Below are 19,873 nucleotides of genomic sequence, written 5' to 3' on the forward strand. Positions count from 1 at the left end.
AGTGGCGTCCAACCCGCCTGCCCCGCAAGCCTCTTTCGCGCCGTACGACCCTGAAGGCGCCGGATCCGACCCCGGCACCGGAACCGGATTCGAGCCCGGCACCAGAACCGGATTCGGCACCGGAACGGGCTCTGGCTTCAGCACCGGCAACGGCCTGGGTACCGGCCTCGGTACCGGCACCGACTTCCGCCAGGACGAGGGGCCCTGGGAGGAATGGAACCCCACTGAGGAGTCCGTCCGACCCGTCCGCGGCCGGCACCGCGTCATCAAGCAGCGCGGCGGAGGACTCGCGCGCAGCTCCACCGTTCTCGGCGTGGGCGTCATCGCCGCCGTCGGCGCGGGCGGCATCGCCACCGCGCAGGGCGGCAAGCCGCCGGTGCAGATATCCATGCCCGACCTGTCGTCGGTCACCGACTCCCTCCCCAGCGTCAGTGCCCTGATGCCCGGCGGCTCGTCGGACTCCGACGACGCCAAGGCCGCGCCGCTCACCGGAGCCGGCGTCACCGCCGCCGACTCCGAGCAGGGCGCCACCGACGCCGGCGAGGCACTGCGCACCCGCATCATGCAGCAGGCGGAGCAGCAGCAGGACCAGGCGGAGAACGCGGCCGCGCAGGCCGCCGAGGAGGCCGCCGCCAAGCAGGCCGCCGAGGAGGCGGCCGAGAAGCAGAAGGAGGCGGAGGCCAAGGCCGCCGCCGAGAAGAAGGCGGCGGAGGAGGAGGCCAAGCGCAAGGCCGAGGCGGAGCGCCTCGCCAAGCTCGCCGCGAGCTTCGCCCTCCCCACGTCCTCGTACACGCTGACCTCGCACTTCGGTGACGCGGGTTCCATGTGGTCCTCCGGCTACCACACCGGCCTGGACTTCGCGGCCCCCACGGGGACGCCGCTCAAGGCCATCCACACCGGCACGGTCAAGGAGGCCGGCTGGTCGGGTTCGTACGGCTACCGCACGGTCATCGAGCTCGAGGACGGTACGGAGGTCTGGTACTGCCACCAGTCCTCGATCAGCGTGAGCGTCGGCCAGAAGGTCACCACGGGCGACGTCATAGGCCGCGTGGGCGCCACCGGCAATGTCACCGGGCCGCATCTGCACCTCGAGATCCACCCCGACGGCGGCGACGCGATCGACCCGCTCGCCTGGCTGCTCAGCAAGGGCGTGAACCCCTGATCCGACGGTGTGAGCTGAAAGGGCGTCAGGACAGGTAGGGGTTGTACGCGGGATACGGCGCCGTGCCGCCGTACGGTGCCTGCCCCTGCGGGACCTGCCCGTACGGCGGCACGGCGCCGGGCGCCACCTGTCCCAGCGGATACCCGTACCGGGGGACGTAGGGCACGACCACCACCGGCGTCGTCGCCGCGGCCGCGTGTGCCAGCGCGGGACGCGCCACGTCCTTGCGGCGCCACAGCTCGTGCAGCAGCTCCTGTTCCCGTACGACGAAATCGGCTCCTGCGCGGCCGCGGCGCCCGCGGTGGCGCAGGAACGCCAGAGACGTCGCATACGCCTCGTACTCGGCGACCGCCCGTGCCGCGGGCTTGCCCAGGTGGCGGCCCGCGTACTCGCGGGCCAGTCGGCGTGCGCGCATCGAGCCCAGGGCGAACGGCTCGGGCGGCGTCAGCCAGCCCGCGGCCGCGTATGCGGGCAGTTCGCGGCGGATGGTGCGCAGCTCACGCTGTCTGGTCCAGATGACCAGCCAGGTGAGCAGCGCGAACGCGGGCACCATGAAGGCGGCGTAGACGGCGAAGAACCCGTACGGGCCGAAGCTCGACGAGCCGTTCCAGGCGGCGTGCATGCCCATCGCGAGGAGCAGGCCGGCGAGCGGCAGCAGGACCCGGCGTGCGCGGTGGCGCTCGGCGGACAGCGCCGTGATGCCGAAGCCGATGCCGCTGAGCACGGTGAACAGAGGGTGCGCGAACGGCGACATCACGATGCGGACGAAGAAGGTCGCCGCCGTGACGGAGGCGAAGCCGCTCTCTCCGCTGAGCTGGTCGGTGCCGAAGGCCGTGCCGAGGTAGAGGATGTTCTCGGTGAACGCGAAGCCGGTGCCGGTGACACCCGCGATGACGACACCGTCGACGATTCCGGTGAAGTCCCGTCTGCGGAAGAGGAAGATCAGCAGGACCGCCGCCGCCTTCGCGCACTCCTCGACGACGGGCGCTATGACCGTGGCGCCCAGCGTGTCGGCGCTGCTGGGGTCGGCGGTCGCGACGGCTATCCAGTGGGTCGCGAAGCTGTTCGCGACGATCGCTATCAGCGCGGCCGCGCACGCTCCCCAGGCGAAGGCGAAGACCAGGTTGCGCCAGGGGCCCGGTTCCACCCGGTCCAGCCAGCGGAAGGCGGCGATGAGCAGCGGCACCGGCAGCACGGCGAGGCCGAGTCCCGCCAGGAAGCCTTCGGTGCCGGTCTGTTCGCGGACCAGGGCCAGGATGACGAGCCCGGAGAGCGCGAGCAACGTGATGAGGGCCCCTGCGCGCACCGCCCGCCGCTGCCACCAGTGTGCGTGCCGCAGCGCGGTACCGGTGCCGGTGTCCGGGGCGGGGGCGCCGGTGCCGGGGCCGGGTGGCAGGGCGGGGTACGTGGGGAACGGCGGATGCGAAGGATGCGGGGGGCAGTTGGCCACGTCATCGACCCTAACGAGGGATGGCAGGTGGCCGCGACGGTACGTCAGGGGGCCGTGGGCGGTTCGCCGGTCCGAGCTGTCTTCCCGGGTGCAGCAGTGTCGCCGGGCTCGCCTGGCCCGGTGGTCTCACCTGGCCCGGCGGTCTCGGGCTGCATGCGGCGGAACAGCAGGTCGTGGACCACATGGCCCTTGTCCAGCCCCTGTCCCTCGAAGCGGGTCCGGGGGCGGAAGGCGGGACGGGGCGTGTAGCCGCCGTCCTCCTGGGTGTTCTCGAAGTCGGGGTGCGCGGTCAGTACCTCGAGCATCTGCTCGGCGTACGGCTCCCAGTCGGTCGCGCAGTGGATCAGCGCGCCCGGCTTGAGGCGGGTCGCCGCGAGCGTGAGGAACTCCGGCTGGATGATGCGGCGCTTGTGGTGCCGCGTCTTCGGCCAGGGGTCGGGGAAGTAGACACGCAGCCCGTCGAGGGACGCGGGCGGCAGCATTTCGCGGAGGAGGATGATCGCGTCGCCGTTGGCCACCCGGATGTTGGACAGGCCGTTCCGGTCGGCGAGGTTGAGCAGATTGCCCTGGCCGGGCGTGTGCACGTCCACGGCGAGGATGCCGGTGCCGGGGTCGGCGGCGGCCATCTGCGCGGTGGCCTCGCCCATGCCGAAGCCGATCTCCAGTACGACGGGGCAGTCGCTGCCGAAGAGCTCGGCGAGGTCGAGGGTGCACTGCCCGTCGATGTCCAGGCCCCACTTGGGCCACAGGCGCTTCAGAGCGTCTGCCTGGCCAGTGGTGACCCGGCTCCGCCGGGGCTGGAAGCTGCGGATCCGCCGCTCGAAGTGGGAGCCGGCGGGGTCGGGCGCGGGGCCGGTCCCCTCGGGGAACATGCGCTTCCCGGGGCGCCGGCGCTCGGTGGCGCCCGCCTGGGACTTCTCGTGGTACTCGGACACAATGGGTTCGATTCTACGGAGGTCTCTGGAGTCTCCGGGCCGCTGCCCACAGCGGGACGGGCCGGTGCCTCAGCCCCGCGCCAACGCCGCAAGCGCCCGCCGCGCCACCTCCCGCCCCACAGGGAGGGAAGCCGTAGCCGCAGGAGACGGCGCGTTCAGCACATGCACCGCCCGCACCCCTTCCCGGATGAGGAAGTCGTCCACCAGCGCCCCGTCCCGCAGGACGGCCTGCGCCCGCACCCCGCTGGGCGCCGGCACCAGATCGTCCTCGGTCACGGCCGGCAGCAGCCGCCGCACCGCGGTGGTGAACGCCGACTTCGACACCGAGCGCCGCAGCTCCCCCGCTCCGTACCGCCAGTGCCGGCGCGCTATCCGCCAGGATCCGGGCCAGGTGAGGGCCGCCCCCAGCTCCCGGGGGCGCACCGTGCCCCAGTCGTACCCCTCGCGGGCCAGCGCGGGCACCGCGTTCGGCCCGATGTGCACGCCTCCGTCGATGCCGCGCGTGAGGTGCACGCCGAGGAAGGGGAACGCCGGGTCGGGCACCGGATAGACCAGGCCCTGCACGAGCTCGGGCCGCGCCAGCTCGTAGTACTCCCCGCGGAACGGGATGATCCGCATCCCCGGGTCGTCGCCCGTGAGCCACGCCACCTCGTCGCAGTACAGTCCCGCGCAGTTCACCAGGACCCGCCCGCGGACCACCGCGCCGTCGGCCGTGCGGACGGCGACCCCGAGGTCCGCCCGCCGGTCGATGCCCGTGACCTCCGCGCCGTACCGGATCTCCGCCCCTGACGCCTCCGCGAGCTGCTGTGCGACCGCCGTGAAGTCGCAGACGCCCGTCGTCCCGACATGGATCGCGGCGAGGCCCCGCACCTCGGGCTCCAGCTCCGCGATCTGGGTGGGGCCCAGCTCGCGCACCGGAATGCCGTTCTCCCGGCCGCGCTGCACGAGTGCGTGCAGCCGCGGCAGCTCCGCCCGGTCCGTGGCCACGATCAGCTTGCCCGTCACGGCGTGTGCGATGTCGTACTCGGCGCAGAACTTGACCATCTCCGCGGCGCCCTTGACCGCATACCGCGCCTTGAGCGAACCCGGCCGGTAGTAGATCCCGCTGTGGATCACGCCGCTGTTGCGCCCCGTCTGGTGCCGGGCCGGGCCCGGCTCCTTCTCCAGCACCGTGACGCGCGTGCCCGGTGCGGCACGCGTGATCGCATACGCCGTCGACAGGCCGACGATCCCGCCGCCGATCACCAGCACGTCGCAGTCGAGCTCACCGCGCGCTCCACGCCTGCCTGCCGCCACCACGTCCCTCACCTCCTGCCCCCGATAGTGCACTGCGCCACTGACAATGCCCTCAAACCCCGGAGGTGAGGCGGGGCCACCGCTGGTGGCCCGGCCGTGGCGCTAGGCGGGGGCCATCAGCAGCGGCCGGGCCCGCTCGCGCAGCTCCACGACCCGGGGCTCGTCCCCGTACGGCTCCAGCCGGTGCAGCAGGTCCTTCACGTACTCCGTCGTCCGGGCGGACGATATGCGTCCGGCGACCTCCACCGCGCGTACGCCCTGCTCGCAGGCCGCGTCCAGGTTGCCGGACTCCAGCTCGGCCACGGCGGACACGACGAGGCGCAGGCCGTGCGAGCGCACGAACTCCTCCGTGGGGCGCGACAGGGCCTGCTCCGTGAAGCGGCGGACCTGCCGGGGTGCCTTCAGGTCGCGGTAGCACTCGGCCGCGTCGGCCGCGAACCGGTCGTAGGAGTAGAAGCCGAGCCAGCCCGGATCGTTGTCGCCGTCGCGGGCCCGTTCCAGCCAGCCCTCGGCCCCCTTCAGCGAGGCACCGGCGGCCTGTGCGTCACCCCCGCGCGCGTGCGCGCGTGCCTCGACCAGCCGGAAGAAGCTCATGGTGCGGGCCGTGGCCAGGCCGCGGTTGCGCTCGAGGGCGGCCTGCGCGAGGTCGACGCCCTCGTCGCCGAAGCCGCGGTAGGTGGCCTGGAGGGACATCGACGCCAGGACATAGCCGCCGAGGGGCACGTCCGCAGCCGCGCGGGCGAGGCGTAAGGCCTGTATGTAGTAGCGCTGGGCGGCCTCCTGCTGGCCGGTGTCGAACGCCATCCAGCCCGCCAGACGGGTCAGTTCGGCCGACGCGCCGAACAGGGCGCGGCCCACCTCGTCCGAGTACGAGCCGAGCAGCAGGGGCGCCGCCTCGACCCGCAGGCACTCGGGGACCATCGACGAACGCCAGTCCCCGCCGCCGTACTTGGAGTCCCAGCGGCGGGCGTCCTCGGCGGCCTCGCGGAGTTTCTGCACATCGCTGTGGCCGACCTTGAGCGGCGTGCCGCTGCTCTCGGCGCCTTCGGAGGTGTTCGCCTCGCGTGCGACCGACGAGTCGGCGGGGGTGATCAGCCAGCGGGATGCGGGCGTCGCGTACGCGCTCACGGCGAAGGAGCCCGCGAGCGACTGCCAGATGCCGCCGCTGCCGGCCCGCCGGCCCGCGAGATCGAGCCGGTACAGCTCGGTCGCCGACCTGACGGCGGCCCCTACGTCGCGCGGGAAGGCGAGACCCACCTCCGGCGCGGGGTCCGCGTCCGCCAGGCCGATCTCCTGGAGCGGGACCGGGCGGCCGAGCTTCTGGCCGATGGCAGCGGCGATCAGATGCGGGGCGGCGCCCTGCGGCACCATGCCCTTCGACACCCACCGGGCCACCGACGTCTTGTCGTAGCGGAGTGTCAGACCGCGTTGGGCGCCGAGGTCGTTGACTCTCCGCGCCAGTCCCGCGTTGCTGATTCCCGCGAGGGCGAGAACGGTGCCGAGCTTTTCGTTCGGCCCGCGTTGCTCCCTGGACATGCGCCACCCCTCGACACAAGACGGCTGCCGCGCCGGGCATTGGCACGCGGCGTTCGTGCTGCGTCATCCCGGGGAGCGCACCCGCGGCGGTTCGGCCGCGAGCCCCGGATCCCGGCCGTGAAAGCGTGTGGCCGGGCCCCGGGGAATATGCCTCCCGCGAAAACGCAGGCATACACAGCGTAGTTCGCTGCATCCCAAGCGTTAAGAGGCATAGGTCCGGATGGCGAGATTATGGTCCGTGGGGAGGGAACGGGCCGTGATCCGCGTGCTCCGGCCGTGTGGCCGTGCGCCCGGCCGTGCGCTCTTCTCCGGCCATGGCGGGAGCGCTTCCATGGGTCGTGCGTGGGTCGGCCCGCTGTACTGGATCCAGCGGGCTGGGGGACACCGCCGCCTTCATCCCCGCGGGTGGCGGACCGGTCCGGGAGGCGAACTCCGCCTCCCGGACCGTGCGTTGTGCCCACATGGTGGGGAGTTGTGAACATCCCCGGCTCATTTGGCCGAATCTCAACTGTGCGCCGCCCCTGCGTATGCCCTTGTGGTGCTGCGCATGCGCCCCGCGCGGGCCTGCACCTTCACCGTTCAACTCCAGCACCGCGCCGTCTCGGTGGGGGCTTGCCAGGGGCGCATGCCAGGGGGCGCAAGCACGCCCGTAACCACCTCCGTGCGCCTCCTTCATGGCAGCATTGTCCCGAGTTCGTACGGTGCACTGGTTGTCCACAGCCTGTGGAGGCGGCGATGCGGTGGTTGGTGGGGTGGAGCAGTGCCGCCGCTGGGTCCGCCGGTGCGGGTTCCGCCGGGGCCACCGGGATCGACGGGGAGACCGTCCACCCCGTGGGCTCCCAGCTGCTGTGGGGCGACCCAGATCCGCTGTGGGCGGTGGGCGACTGGCGGCCCGACGAGGTGCGCGTGGTCAAGGCGGACGCCCAGACCCGGATCGCCGTCCTCGGCACCTGCGGAGCGTCCGACGAGCAGCTCAAGGTGGCCCTCTTCGCGGCGCGCGGCGGCGCACTCCGGCATCTGACCGCATGGTCCGGCAGCTACACGGCGGTCGTCCAGGTCGGCCGGCGCGTCACCATTGCGGGTGATCTCGCGGGCGTGCGCCCCGTCTTCCACACGCCATGGGCGGGCGGCACGGCGTACGCGACGGCGGCCCTGCCGCTCGCCGACCTCATCGAGGCCCATCTCGACATCGGCCACCTCGCGGCCCTGCTCGCCGCCCCCGACGTACCGGAGGCGCTGCACGACTCGACGCCCTACCAGGGCGTACGGCGCATTCCGCCCGGGCACGCGCTGATCCTGCGGGCCGGTGCGCGGGAGATCGCCGGATACGAGCCCGTGGCCTCTCTCGCCGTCGCGGCTCCCGCTGCCGACGCGGCCAGCGCGGTGGACGGCGTACGCGACGCCCTCGTGGAGGCCGTACGCACGCGCCTCACCGCCCCGCGCCATGTGCCCGGAGCGGACATCGACCCCGGTCCCGTGCCCGGCATGGGCCCAGCCGAGCGGCGCGCGGCCCGCGGCATGCCCGTGCCCGGCATCGGCGCCGACCTCTCCGGAGGACCCGCCTCCGGAACCCTCGCGCTGCTCGCCGCGGGCCTGCCCGGCATGCCCGGCACGGTCCTGGGCCACGGCACCGGTGCGGGCGAGCGACTGCTGGCCGTCACCTTCAACGACCTGGCGACGGGCGGCCGCGAGGCCGAACTGGAGCGCGCCGGGGCCATCGCCGCCAACCCGCGCCTGCACCACGTCGTCGTCACCGGCGGCGAAGAGACCCTCCCTTACGTCGACTTGGACGCCCCGCTGACCGACGAGCCAGGGCCGTCCCTCGTGACGGCCGCCCGCCACCGCGCGCGGCTCGCCTCCGGCAGCGCCGACCACCTCACGGGCTACGGCGCCCGCCAGGTCATGGACGCCCACCCGGCCCGCCTCGCAGACCTCCTCATGGACCGCAAGCGCCGCCATCTGGTGAAGCCGGTGGCCGCACTGACCAAGGCGGACGGCTCGGTGATGGTCCCCGCGCGCGTGTACGCCGCGGCACGGCGGCTCGCCCGTACGCCGTACCGCGCGGGCGTCGAAGGGCTCGCCGACCGGCTGCTGCACCGCAGGTTCGACGAGCCGGGAGGTCTCGTGGGCGCCTCGCTCGCCGCGCTCGCGTGGGGCAGACCCGGGCCGGCCGCGCGCTGGCTGACCGGTGAGGCGCTCGCTGAAGTATCGGTTCGTCTTCAGGACACGGTGATCCGTCCGGGGGCCGGGCCCGGACAGCGCCCGGGCGAATTCCGCGCCCGCGCCGCGCTCGCCCGCCACGCCGCCGACCTCCGGATCCTGGAGCAGGCAGCGGAGATCCGCTTCCAGCGCCTCCACGTGCCGTTCCTCGACAACCAGGTCGTCCGCGCGTGCCGGGCCCTGCCCGAGGCGCTGCGCGTCCAGCCGGGCGCCCGCGCCTCGATCCTCCGTACGGTCCTGGAGGGCGCCGGAGTGTCCGATCTGCCGCCCGGCTGGGGTGCCCCCTCGCACGCGTCGTCGGCCGCTGCCGCCCGCATCGGCCTGCGTGTCGCCGTCGAGGAGCTGATCGCCCTCTTCGACACCCCGCTGCTCGCGCAGGCGGGCCTGGTCGAGGCCCGCGTCGTACGCAAGGCCCTGCGCGCCGCCGCCCAGGGCGAACCCCTCCCGCTGGACGGCCTGGCCGACCTGGTCTCCCTCGAACTCTGGCTCCGCCGCATCGTGGCCCGCCGCGGTACGTGCTGGACGGGGACGCCGGCGCGGCAGCGGGCGGTGCCCACGGGGACGGTGCGGCCGCAGAGGGGGGCGCTGGGGGCGGCGGGGAGGCCGTAGCGGTTGGAGGTCGCCCTGGGGCAGCGGCTGTAGGCCTACCGGCAGCGGACGTACCCGGTCGGTTCAGGTCAAACCGGGTGGGGCGCACCAGCGAACCGTAAACCGCAGGACCGGCCCGACGCCCCGGGCGAGAATGGGCGCGTGCGGTACCGAATCCTGGGCGTCACAGAGGCGCAGACCGAAGAGGGCGCCCCCGTACCCATAGGCGGTCCCCGCCTCCGCGCGCTCCTTGCCGCCCTGGCCCTCCGCGCGAACCGCCCCGTCCCCGTCGACGTGCTCATCGACGAGGTGTGGGCCGGCGAGGCCCCATACGACGCCCCTGCTGCCCTGCAGGCGCTCGTCGGCCGTCTGCGCCGGGCGTTGGGCCGGGATGCCGTCGTCTCCGAGACGGGCGGCTACCGCCTCACCGCGACGGCCGACGACATCGACCTGCACAGGTTCGAACGCCTGGTACGCGACGGAACTGCGGCGCTCCACGCGCGCGACGCGGTGTCCGCCGCCCGAATCCTGCGCGAGGCGCTGGCCCTGTGGCGCGGGCCCGTCCTCGCCGATCTGCCGGACCGCAGCGTCGCCACGCGCCTCGAGGCGCAGCGCCTGGAAGCCACACGCGCGCGTGCCCAGGCCGATCTGGCGCTCGGCCGCGCCCCCGGTCTCGTACCGGAGCTGCGGGAGCTCGCCGCCGCGCACCCGTACGACGAGCCGCTCCACGCGCTCCTCATCCGTGCTCTGCGCGACGCGGGGCGCCCAGCGGACGCTCTCGCCGCGTACGAGCACGTCCGCCGCATCCTGGCGGACGGCCTCGGTACCGATCCCGGTCCCGAACTGCGGGCTCTGCATGCCGGATTGCTGGCCCCGGAGGGTGCGGAGCGGGCTGGGGGTCCGGTGGGTGCTGTGGTCCGCGAGTCCGCGTATGAAGCGCTCGGCGAATCAGCGTCGGGTGAATCAGCGTCGGAAATGCATGGGGCATCCGCGGCGGGAGTGTCCGGGGATTCCTCGTCGGTCGCGCCCCCGCATGCCGCGCTCGGCGCGTCCGCGCCCGCCGTGCACGAGGAGCCCCCGCAGCCCGCGTCCACCCCCTCCTCCCGCCGTCCCGAGCGGAAGGGCAATCTCCGGCCGCGGCTGAATTCCTTCGTCGGGCGGGAACCCGAACTGGGCTCCATCCGTTCGGACTTGCAGAGGGCACGCCTGGTCACGCTCACCGGACCCGGTGGCTCGGGCAAGACCCGCCTCGCAGAGGAAGCCGCCGCCGGGCATTCCGATGCATGGCTGGTCGAGCTGGCCCCGCTCGACCATCCCGAGGCGGTCCCGGGTGCCGTCGTCAGCGCGCTCGGCCTGCGCGAGACGGTGCTGATGACGAGCGAGCTGACGGCACCGCAGGACGACCCCCTCGCCCTGCTCGTCGAGTACTGCGGGCCGCGAGGGCTGCTCCTGATCCTTGACAACTGCGAACACGTGATCGATGCTGCCGCCCGGCTCGCCGAGACCCTGCTGACCCGCTGCCCGGACCTCACCGTGCTGGCCACGAGCCGCGAGCCCCTGGGCGTACCCGGTGAATCCGTGCGCCCCGTAGAGCCGCTCCCGCCCCATCCGGCGCACCGCCTCTTCACCGAACGGGCCACGGCGGTAAGGCCGGGTTTCGCCGCCACTGCGGATGCCGATGCGGAGGCCGTCGCCGAGATCTGCCGCCGTCTCGACGGGCTGCCGCTCGCCATCGAGCTGGCCGCCGCCCGGCTGCGGATGCTCACGCCGCGGCAGATCGCCGACCGCCTCGACGACCGCTTCCGCCTCCTCACCAGCGGAAGCCGTACCGCACTGCCGCGTCAGCAGACCCTGCGGGCGGTCGTCGACTGGTCCTGGGACCTGCTCGACGAGCGTGAGCGGACCGTGCTGCGGGAGGTGTCCGTCTTCGCCGGCGGCTGGGACCTCGGGGCCGCGGAGGCCGTCTGCACGGGACCGGCCGCGGACGTCGTCGGCGCGCTCGTCGACAAGTCCCTCGTCGTCGCCACGCCCTGCGCGCGGGTCGAGGACGGCATGCGCTACCGCATGCTCGAAACCATCCACGAGTACGCGTCCGAGCGCGCCGCCGAGGCCCCGGAGCTGCGCGCCGCCGCAGAGCGCCGCCACTCCGCGTACTTCAGGGCGCTCGTCGAGAAGGCCGAACCTCTCCTGCGCTCCGCCGAACAACTGCCCTGGATCCGGCGGATGGAGACGGAGCTCGACAACATCCGCGCGGCCCTGCACCGGGCCGTCGCGACCGGCGACGAGGAACAGGCCTGCGCGCTCGCCCTGGGCACCGGCTGGTTCTGGTGGCTGCGCAACTTCCGCAGGGAGGGCATCGAGTGGATCGAGCGCGTCCTGCGCATGAGCGCGGCCACGGACCTGCGGGAGGCGCGTTTCCCGTGGTGGGCGGAGGTACCGCCCGGTCCCACAGCCGACGACCAGCTTGGTCACGGACCCGTATCGCAGCCTGGCCACGGACCCGTAGTTCAGGCCGATCCCGCAGCCGAGGAGCAGGCCGGCCCGGCCACCGACCAGGACGACCCCCTCTACTGGCCCCGGATGAGCCTCCGCATCCTGCATCTCTTCCTCTTGGCGGAGACCAGGCCCGCCACCACGCTGACCGGTGAGCGGGTGCGCGAGTACATCGCCCAGCTGCAGCACGCCTTCGACAAACCCGTACCCGCCGCGGCCCGCTTCCCCGGCCTGATCTGGCCCTTCACCGCCTACTTCCTCGGGGGGCGCCCAGATGTCAACGGGGTCCTGGACGTGGCGGTCGCCAACTGCCGCCGGTTCGGCGGGGACTGGGAGGTCGCGGTCCTGCTGATGTTCCGTCTGCACACGGTCGTCGACTCACCCGGCGGCGTGGACGCCATCGACGACGACCTGGCGGAGCTGCGCACCCTGAGCCGGCGCGTGGGCGACCGCTGGGTGCGCGCCCAGGTGTCCAGCGCCGCCGGCGAGGCGGCGATGGCCCGCAGCCGCTTCGACGAGGCCAAGGAGGAGTTCGAGGAGGCGCTGCGGCTCGCCTACGAGGTGGGTGCCTACGCGGAGACGCCTTTCCTGGTCGCACGTCTGGCGGAGATCGCCTACCGCTCGGGAGACCGGGAGGCGGCCCGGAAGGCCCTGGACGAGGCGAACGCCGAAGCGGACCGGCACGGGGTCACGGACTCGCGGGCCTTCGTGCGGCTACTGACCGCCATGATGGCGCTGGACGAGGGCGACGTCGTACGCGCCCGTGCCCTGTGCGACGCGGCACGCGAGGATGCCGCGCGTGGCACGCCGCCGCCGCAGTTCAACGCCGGCATGGACGCTGTCGACGTCCGGATCGTCGCGGTCGAGTCAGGACCCGGGCAGGCGCTGGCGCGGATGCCCGGGATCCTGCGCGAGGCCGTCGAGAGCAAGTGCGCGGAGGTAGTGACGGCGGCGCTCGTGGACACCGCCGCCACCCTCCTGGCGCGCCTCGGCGACCATGTGCGTGCCACGCGGCTGCTCGCCGCGGGGGCCCACTGGCGCGGTGGGCACCCGCGTCCGGAGCCGGACCGCTCCGAGGCCGAGGCTGTTGCCGCCGACGCCCTCGCCGCGCTGGGCCGGCGGCGCTACGACGCCGAGTACGCGGCGGGCGCGGGGCTCACGGCCGACGGCGTGCTCGCCGAACTGGCGGCGGCCACAGGCCCGTAGGGCTCGGATCTCCCTACCCCGCCCCTTCCCGTAACCAAGGGACTCCGCCCCTGGACCCCCGTATCGCCCTACCGGCTCGTCCTCAATCGCCGGACGGGCTTTCTTTCGTCACGCCGGCCGCGACCGCAACCCCTCCAGCAGGATGTCCAGCAGCCGTGCGGACGCCGCCGCCTGCTGGGCCGCGTCCGGCAGTGCGGGCGCGGCGGTGGCTATCACCAGCAGTACGTCGGCGACGGTCACGTCCGCCCGCAGCTCGCCCGCCGCGCGCGCCCGCTCCACCAGCCGGCCGACGACGTCGAGAAGCTCCGCAGCACCCGCGTCGCCCGGCTCGTCGGTCCGTGCCGTCCGCTGCTCGACCAGCCGCAGTTCAGGCCCCGCCGGCTGGGAGGCGCGCTGCTGCGGCACCCGCGCATCGTCGAACCCGGTACCCGCGGCCGTGCCATCCTCGGCGACGCCCACCCGCAGCACCTGCGGCGGCAGCAGCCGGCCAGCTCCCGAGGCCACGGACGTGCGAAGGAAGCGCGACAGCGCAGACCACGGCTCGTCCTCCTGGCCGAGCGCCGCACGCGCCTGCTCGGTCAGCCGGGAGGTCTCCTCCTCGGCTATGCGCCGTACCAGGACCTCCTTGCTCGGGAACCGCCGGTAGACCGTGCCGACGCCGACCCTGGCCCGCCGCGCCACGTCCTCCATCGGCGCGCCGTACCCCAGCTCGCCGAAGACCTCGCGCGCCGCGCGCAGCACGTGCTCGAGATTGCGCTGGGCGTCCACCCGCAGTGGCGTCGTGCGCCCTCCGTCGCTCACCGTGCGCCCGTTCCCGACGTGCGAGCCGTGCGCTCCATGCGTGCCGTGCGATCCCGCCGCTGCGAAGGCGGATGCGGACGACCAATGAGAGTCCTGAATATGCATGAGTGTTCCCCCGGTAATGACGTCTCCCCCCGGAGACTCTCCCCGCCATTTGGCAGCCGGAGCGCACAGGCACACGCGTGGTCCACGAGCCCGCTCATCGGACCCGCCGTGAGCATCCCCCCACACTCCGACGACACACGAACATAGTTGAGCCGGAGTCAATTCAGAAGAGGGACGTTCCGCGCGGCGCGTACCACGATCGGAGTACGTACCGGTTCCACCCGATTGCACCCCCGCGCTCCCCGTAGCGCCCATTCGCTGACCTGCGGTTCTTCCGGAGAGTCCGACAAATCGCCCAACTGTGACCGCTCGGCCTGACCGGTCACATAAATTGCCGGGACTGTGGACAAACGCCGGTGACGGGTGCGTCATGGGATGGTGAACGCTGCGATCAATGACGGGACACCGCAACCGACAGTCGCTGCGCGGCGGGCCGAATCCCCCGAGCGCGCGCGCATTCTCATCGTGGGCGGCGGTTATGTCGGGATGTACACGGCTCTGCGTCTGCAGCGGAAGCTGAAACCCGAGCTCCAGCGGGACGAGGTCGAGATCGTCGTCGTCACGCCCGAGCCTTACATGACATACCAGCCGTTCCTGCCCGAGGCGGCCGCGGGCTCCATCTCGCCCCGGCACGTCGTGGTGCCGCTGCGCCGCGTCCTCGACGGCTGCCGCGTCGTCGTCGGCGAGGCCCGGTCGATCGACCATGCCAAGCGCACCGCGACCCTCACCACCCTCGCCAGCGAGGAGGAGGGCACGGGCAGCATCACTCTCACGTACGACGAACTGGTCCTGGCCCCCGGCTCCGTCTCGCGCACCCTCCCGGTCCCCGGCCTGGCCGAGCACGGCATCGGCTTCAAGACGGTCGAGGAGGCCATCGGCCTGCGCAACCACGTCATCGAGCAGATGGACATCGCCTCCTCGACCCGCGACCCGGCGATCCGCGACGCAGCGCTCACCTTCGTATTCGTCGGCGGCGGGTACGCGGGCGTGGAGGCCCTCGCCGAGCTCGAGGACATGGCCCGCTACACCGCGCGGTACTACCACAACGTCAAGCCCGAGGACATGAAGTGGATCCTCGTCGAGGCGACGAACCGCATCCTCCCCGAAGTCGGCGAGGAGATGGGCAAGTACGCCGTCCGTGAGCTGCGCCGCCGCAACATCGACGTACGCCTGGAGACCCGCCTCGAGTCCTGCGAGGACCGGGTCGCCGTGCTCAGCGACGGCGCGCGCTTCCCGACCCGTACGGTCGTGTGGACCGCAGGCGTCAAGCCGCACCCGATCCTGGCCGCCACCGACCTGCCACGGAACGAGCGCGGCCGCCTCAAGTGCACCGCCCAGCTGACCATCGACGGCGTCACGCACGCGTGGGCGGCCGGAGACGCCGCCGCCGTCCCCGACGTCACCGCCGACGAGCCCGGCAGGGAGTGCGCCCCCAACGCCCAGCACGCGGTGCGCCAGGCGAGGGTCCTCGGCGACAACATCGCCGCCTCACTGCGCGGGGAGCCCCTCCAGGAGTACGCGCACAAGTACGCCGGATCGGTCGCGTCCCTGGGCCTGCACAAGGGCGTTGCACACGTCTACGGACGCAAGCTGAAGGGCTACCCTGCCTGGTTCATGCACCGCGTCTACCACCTCAGCAGGGTGCCGACCTTCAACCGCAAGGCCCGCGTACTCGCCGAATGGACCCTCTCCGGGCTCTTCAAGCGGGAGATCGTGTCACTGGGATCGCTCGAACATCCCCGGGCGGAGTTCGAACTCGCGGCCGGTGGGAAGCCTCAGGACAACCCGAAGGGGTCGTCCTGACCGGAGGCAGGAACTCCACCCGCATGACCGGCGTCTGACGGATGTCGGTCCCGTCGGCCAGACTGGTCCCTGACCACGACCATGACGATGCCGGACGGCCGTTCCCCTCGCCCGCACTCGACATCACCTTGACATCACCCAGACATCTTGAGGCTTTCCCCAGTGCTGTATCTGTCCGGAGTACGCAGCCCTCGACCGCGGCTGCGCGGCGGTCCGGACCCCCGGCCGTTCAGGAGCGGGCCGAAGACGACGACGCGAGGCATGAATCGGTGAACTTCACGCGCTGGAGCGCCCGGCTCCCCGGAACGCAGCGCCGCGCGGCAGCGCGGGCCGATGACGCCGTCTCCCCGGCACCCCCCGCGGACGGAGCGAGTCCCGTCCCCGCGGCCCGCGTCGAACAGCTGACGGACACGGACGCGTCTTGCGCCTCGCCCGCAGTGGACGACCTCCCGGTCCGCGAGGTCCTCGACCACATCCCGGCCCTCGTCGCGCTCGTCCACGGCCCGGAGCACCGCATCGCCTACGTCAACGACGCGTACGCCGCGGCGTTCGGCACCCGCCCCGTCGGCGAACCCGCGCGCGAGGCCCTTCCCGAGCTCGACGAGATCGGCCTGCTGCCGCTCCTCGACCAGGTGCTGCGCAGCTCCAGACCCCGCACCGTCAAGTCCCGCAAGGCCCCCGACGGCCGCTCGTACACATTCACCTGCACGCCCGTCGACACCCTGGCCACCCCCGAAGGGGGCGGCGTCCTGATCTTCGCCGCCGACGTCACCGACCACGCGGAGGCTGCCGAACGGCTGCGCGCCAGCGAGCGCCGCCAGCGCGAAACAGCCGTCACGCTGCAAAGGTCCCTGCTGCCGCAGGAGTTGGAAGAGCCCGACGACCTGCGCATCGCCGCCACGTACCAGCCGGGCGGCACCGACGCGGCCGTCGGCGGTGACTGGTACGACGTGATCACCCTCGGCGGCGGCCGCACGGCCCTCGTGATCGGCGACGTGATGGGCCGCGGTGTGCGCGCGGCGGCCGTCATGGGCCAGCTGCGCACGGCGGTCAGGGCGTACGCCCGCCTCGACCTGCCCCCGCACGAGGTCCTGCAACTGCTGGACGGCCTCGCCTCCGAGATCGACCCGAACCAGATCGCCACCTGCGCATACGCCGTCCACGACCCCAACGAGGGCAAGCTCGTGTACGCCTCAGCGGGCCATCTGCCGATCCTCGTACGCGACGAGAAGGGCACCGTGCACCGCGCCGAGGAACCCACCGGCCCTCCGCTCGGCACCGGCGGCTGGATGCACGCCTCCGGCTCCGTCCCGCTCGGCCCCGGCTCCACCGCCGTGCTCTACACCGACGGCCTCGTCGAGCGGCGCGACGAGGACATCGACGAGGGCGTGGCGGCCCTGGAGCGCGCACTCGCCGGAGCGACCGGCACGCCGCAGGTGGTGTGCGACCGGCTCATCCGCACGGCGGGCGTCACCGCGGACCACGACGACGACGTCGCCGTACTCGTCCTGCAGCACCCCGCACGCAGCGGCCCGGACGAGGAGCTCTTCCGCAATGCCGCGCTCGAACTGCTCGGCGGAGTGGAAGCCGCTCCACGCGCGCGTGCCTTCGCCTCCGGTGTCCTCACCAGCTGGCGCTTCCCGTCCGAACTGCACGACCTGGGCGTCCTGGCCGCCAGCGAACTCGTAGCCAACTCGCTCCAGCACGGCACCCCGCCGATGCGTCTGCGACTGCGCCGCACCGATCGCCGCCTGATCATCGAGGTGACCGACGGCAACGACAATCTGCCGCGCCGCCGCCGCGCCGAGCCCGCAGACGAGACGGGCCGCGGCATCTCCATCGTCGCCACGATCGCCTCGAACTGGGGCTCGCGCCGCACACCCGGAGGCGGCAAGGCGGTCTGGTGCGAGTTCGCCCTGCCCAGCGCCACGTAGTACGTCGGCGCCGGGCAGCCTCGTCAGGTGCCCGACGGCACCGGTTCGGCCGGCGCACCGCCCTGCGCCACGACCCGGCTCCTGGCGAGCGACGGCTGGTCCTGCGCCATGGTGAGTCGGCGGCCCAGCCGCAGCGCCAGCACCGTGATGCCGAGCGAGAAGAGCAGGAACGTCACGATGTACGGCACGTGCAGCGAAGCCCCCATCGGACCGCCGACGGCCGGACCGACCGCCAGCGCCAACTGCTTCACCAGGGCGAAGGCCGAGTTGTACTGACCGACCATGCCCGTCGGTGCCAGATCCGCCACCAGCGGCGCGAGGGTCGGCGACAGCATTGCCTCACCCAGCCCGAACAGGGCGTACGTCGAGATGAACGCGGCCGTCGCCATGGCCTGGCTGCCGTGCCCGAGCCCCGCGTACCCCGCGACCGCCCACGCGAACGCCCACAGGAGCCCCACGGACGCGATCACCCGGGACCGGCTGCGCCGCTCGACGAACTTCAGCACCGCGAACTGCGCGACCACGATCACCGCCGTGTTCGCCGCCAGCGCGATCCCCAGAGTCGACGCCGAGATCCCCGCTGCCTCCACGCCGTACGCGGACAGGCCCGACTCGAACTGCCCGTAACAGGCGAAGAACAACACGAAGCCCAGCACACACAGCTGCACCATCGCCCGGTGCCGCAGCAGCGCCCGCACGCCGCTCCCGCCGACCGCTGACTCGTCCCGCGGCACAGCACCACGGAGGGCCGTCGCATGCGGCATCCGCACCGTGGCGGCGATCGCGGCCAGCACCAGGAACATGACGGCCTCGATCGAGAACAGCAGCGTGAAGCTTGCGGGCCGGTTCTCGTCGACGATCTGGCCGCCGATCAGTCCGCCGATGCCGAGCCCCAGGTTCTGCAGGAAGAACTGCATGGCGAACGCACGCGTGCGCGTGCTCGTCTCCGCGCATCCCACGATCAGGGTCGCGAGCGCCGGCTGCATCACCGCGGTGCCCGCGCCGAGCACTGCGGCCGACACGATCGCCGCTACTTCACCGCGCGCAAGCCCGAGCGCCAGGGCGCCGGCGGAAGCGATCAGCGAGGCCCCCACCAGCACGGGAAGCGGCCCACGCCGGTCGAGAGCGCGCCCGATGAAGGGCAGTACGACCAGAGCGGCGACGGCAAAAGCGGCGAGCACGACACCTGCCGTACTGGCCCCGAGGCCCCGCACCTGCGCCACATAGACATAAAGGAACGGAACCGTGAAGCCGACGCCGAACGCGCTCAGCGCACTGCCGATCTGGATCCGGCGCATCGCTGCGCCCGTAGCCCTGGTCACTTTCCCCTCAACCCTGAAGACTTCGAACCTAAACTTCGAAGCTAAACGGTACAGGGTGAAGGACTTCGACGCCAAGCGAGATCATGCGATACTGCGGACCATGGGCGACACCCCCGGCGTCAGTGAGCCGACCCTCGAAGAGCAGATCGCCGCCTACCAGCGCGAATTCCAGGACCTCGACCCGCAGGTGGAGAAGATCGTCTCGGCCCTGGGGCGCCTGAACCGCCGCATGAACGTCGCTTACGGACGTCAGACCGCGACGCTCAGCATCAGCAACGCCGAGTGGGAGGTCCTCAAGGCCCTCGTCCTCTCCGGGGCCCCGTACCGAATGGGCCCGGGAGACCTCGCCAAGCGGCTCGGCCTCACACCCGCCGCGATGACCCACCGCATCGACCGGATGGTGGCGGAGGGGCTGGTCACGCGAGAGAGGGACGAGTCCAACCGCGTACGCGTCATCGTCGAGCTCACGGCCGAGGGGCGCGAGAAGTGGCTCGAGGCCATGCGGCTCGCCTCCGTCTTCGAGGAGGAACTGCTCCAGGACCTCTCCGCGGAGGAGCGCACCGCCCTCGGTGAGGTGCTGACCCGTCTCCTGCGGCGGGTGGAGGCCGCACAGCCGGATGCCGGCGGACGCCTCAGTGACCTGGACTGATGACCCTGGCCGGCCCCGCCGAAAAATTCTTGACGAGGACGGTTGACATCCCTATGGGCGGTCCGTAAAGTTCTTCGGGTTGCCACGGAGCCGTAACGGTTCTCCGGCAGCACCTGTCGCCGCTCACGCGGCACCCCAAACCACCAGCACGAACTCCCAGCGGGACTGATTTCGGCGCGCCCGAATTCAATTCCAAGACTCGATTATGAGTCGCCGGGAGAATCCGCTAAGGTTTAGGACGTCGGAACGGCCCAACGGCCGGGAAGACAGCCCACTCTGACTGGGAATCAGGCCCGAAAGGATCTGATAGAGTCGGAACCGCCGGAAAGGGAAACGCGAAAGCGAGAACCTGGAAAGCACCGAGGAAATCGGA

The 19,873-nt window shown here is 72.4% G+C and carries 12 protein-coding genes; 6 read left to right on the forward strand and 6 right to left on the reverse strand.

Annotated elements, in window-relative coordinates; genetic code table 11:
* Window position 1 precedes the first annotated feature (1 nt).
* Window positions 2–1,162 (forward strand): M23 family metallopeptidase, encoded by a 1,161-nt coding sequence (locus ABT009_RS39670; protein ID WP_502990047.1) that lies wholly within the window; start codon window positions 2–4, stop codon window positions 1,160–1,162.
* A 25-nt stretch (window positions 1,163–1,187) separates the two neighbouring features.
* Here the strand turns inward: ABT009_RS39670 and ABT009_RS39675 are convergent, their stop codons facing one another.
* From ABT009_RS39675 to ABT009_RS39690, 4 genes are all read right to left on the reverse strand, one after another.
* The gene (locus tag ABT009_RS39675) at window positions 1,188–2,612 is read right to left on the reverse strand and encodes a PrsW family intramembrane metalloprotease (RefSeq protein WP_502990048.1); all 1,425 of its coding nucleotides are present in this window, start codon (window positions 2,610–2,612) and stop codon (window positions 1,188–1,190) included.
* A gap of 44 nt (window positions 2,613–2,656) precedes the next feature.
* Window positions 2,657–3,484: a tRNA (guanosine(46)-N7)-methyltransferase TrmB gene (gene trmB / locus ABT009_RS39680; protein WP_351306262.1), complete on the reverse strand. Its 828-nt coding sequence runs from the start codon at window positions 3,482–3,484 to the stop codon at window positions 2,657–2,659.
* Between the two features lie 132 nt (window positions 3,485–3,616).
* Window positions 3,617–4,846: an L-2-hydroxyglutarate dehydrogenase gene (lhgD, locus tag ABT009_RS39685; protein ID WP_351306238.1), complete on the reverse strand. Its 1,230-nt coding sequence runs from the start codon at window positions 4,844–4,846 to the stop codon at window positions 3,617–3,619.
* 99 nt (window positions 4,847–4,945) lie between these two features.
* Complete coding sequence (locus ABT009_RS39690; protein WP_351306240.1) at window positions 4,946–6,379, reverse strand: NsdA family TPR-like regulatory protein; 1,434 nt, start codon at window positions 6,377–6,379, stop codon at window positions 4,946–4,948.
* Between the two features lie 735 nt (window positions 6,380–7,114).
* On the opposite strand from ABT009_RS39690, the gene ABT009_RS39695 reads away from it, so the two are divergent.
* A complete protein-coding gene (locus ABT009_RS39695) occupies window positions 7,115–9,208 on the forward strand; it encodes an asparagine synthase-related protein (protein WP_351306242.1) in 2,094 nt (697 codons plus the stop codon).
* 141 nt (window positions 9,209–9,349) lie between these two features.
* Window positions 9,350–12,886, forward strand: a complete 3,537-nt coding sequence (locus ABT009_RS39700; RefSeq protein ID WP_351306244.1) for an AfsR/SARP family transcriptional regulator — start codon at window positions 9,350–9,352, stop codon at window positions 12,884–12,886.
* Between the two features lie 108 nt (window positions 12,887–12,994).
* Here ABT009_RS39700 and ABT009_RS39705 read toward each other — a convergent pair whose 3' ends face one another.
* A complete protein-coding gene (locus tag ABT009_RS39705) occupies window positions 12,995–13,792 on the reverse strand; it encodes a TetR/AcrR family transcriptional regulator (protein WP_351306246.1) in 798 nt (265 codons plus the stop codon).
* Between the two features lie 486 nt (window positions 13,793–14,278).
* Here ABT009_RS39705 and ABT009_RS39710 point away from each other — a divergent pair, with 486 nt between their 5' ends.
* Window positions 14,279–15,595: an NAD(P)/FAD-dependent oxidoreductase gene (locus tag ABT009_RS39710; RefSeq protein ID WP_502990050.1), complete on the forward strand. Its 1,317-nt coding sequence runs from the start codon at window positions 14,279–14,281 to the stop codon at window positions 15,593–15,595.
* A 269-nt stretch (window positions 15,596–15,864) separates the two neighbouring features.
* Window positions 15,865–17,529, forward strand: coding sequence for an ATP-binding SpoIIE family protein phosphatase (locus ABT009_RS39715; protein WP_351306250.1), 1,665 nt, complete (start codon window positions 15,865–15,867; stop codon window positions 17,527–17,529).
* A 23-nt stretch (window positions 17,530–17,552) separates the two neighbouring features.
* Here the strand turns inward: ABT009_RS39715 and ABT009_RS39720 are convergent, their stop codons facing one another.
* A complete protein-coding gene (locus ABT009_RS39720; RefSeq protein WP_351306264.1) occupies window positions 17,553–18,827 on the reverse strand; it encodes an MFS transporter in 1,275 nt (424 codons plus the stop codon).
* Between the two features lie 124 nt (window positions 18,828–18,951).
* Between ABT009_RS39720 and ABT009_RS39725 the strand changes: the two genes are divergently transcribed.
* A complete protein-coding gene (locus ABT009_RS39725) occupies window positions 18,952–19,500 on the forward strand; it encodes a MarR family winged helix-turn-helix transcriptional regulator (protein WP_351306252.1) in 549 nt (182 codons plus the stop codon).
* Window positions 19,501–19,873: the final 373 nt, after the last annotated feature.

The organism is Streptomyces sp. NPDC002896 (assembly GCF_040295225.1).
In the GTDB taxonomy this organism is placed as follows: domain Bacteria; phylum Actinomycetota; class Actinomycetes; order Streptomycetales; family Streptomycetaceae; genus Streptomyces.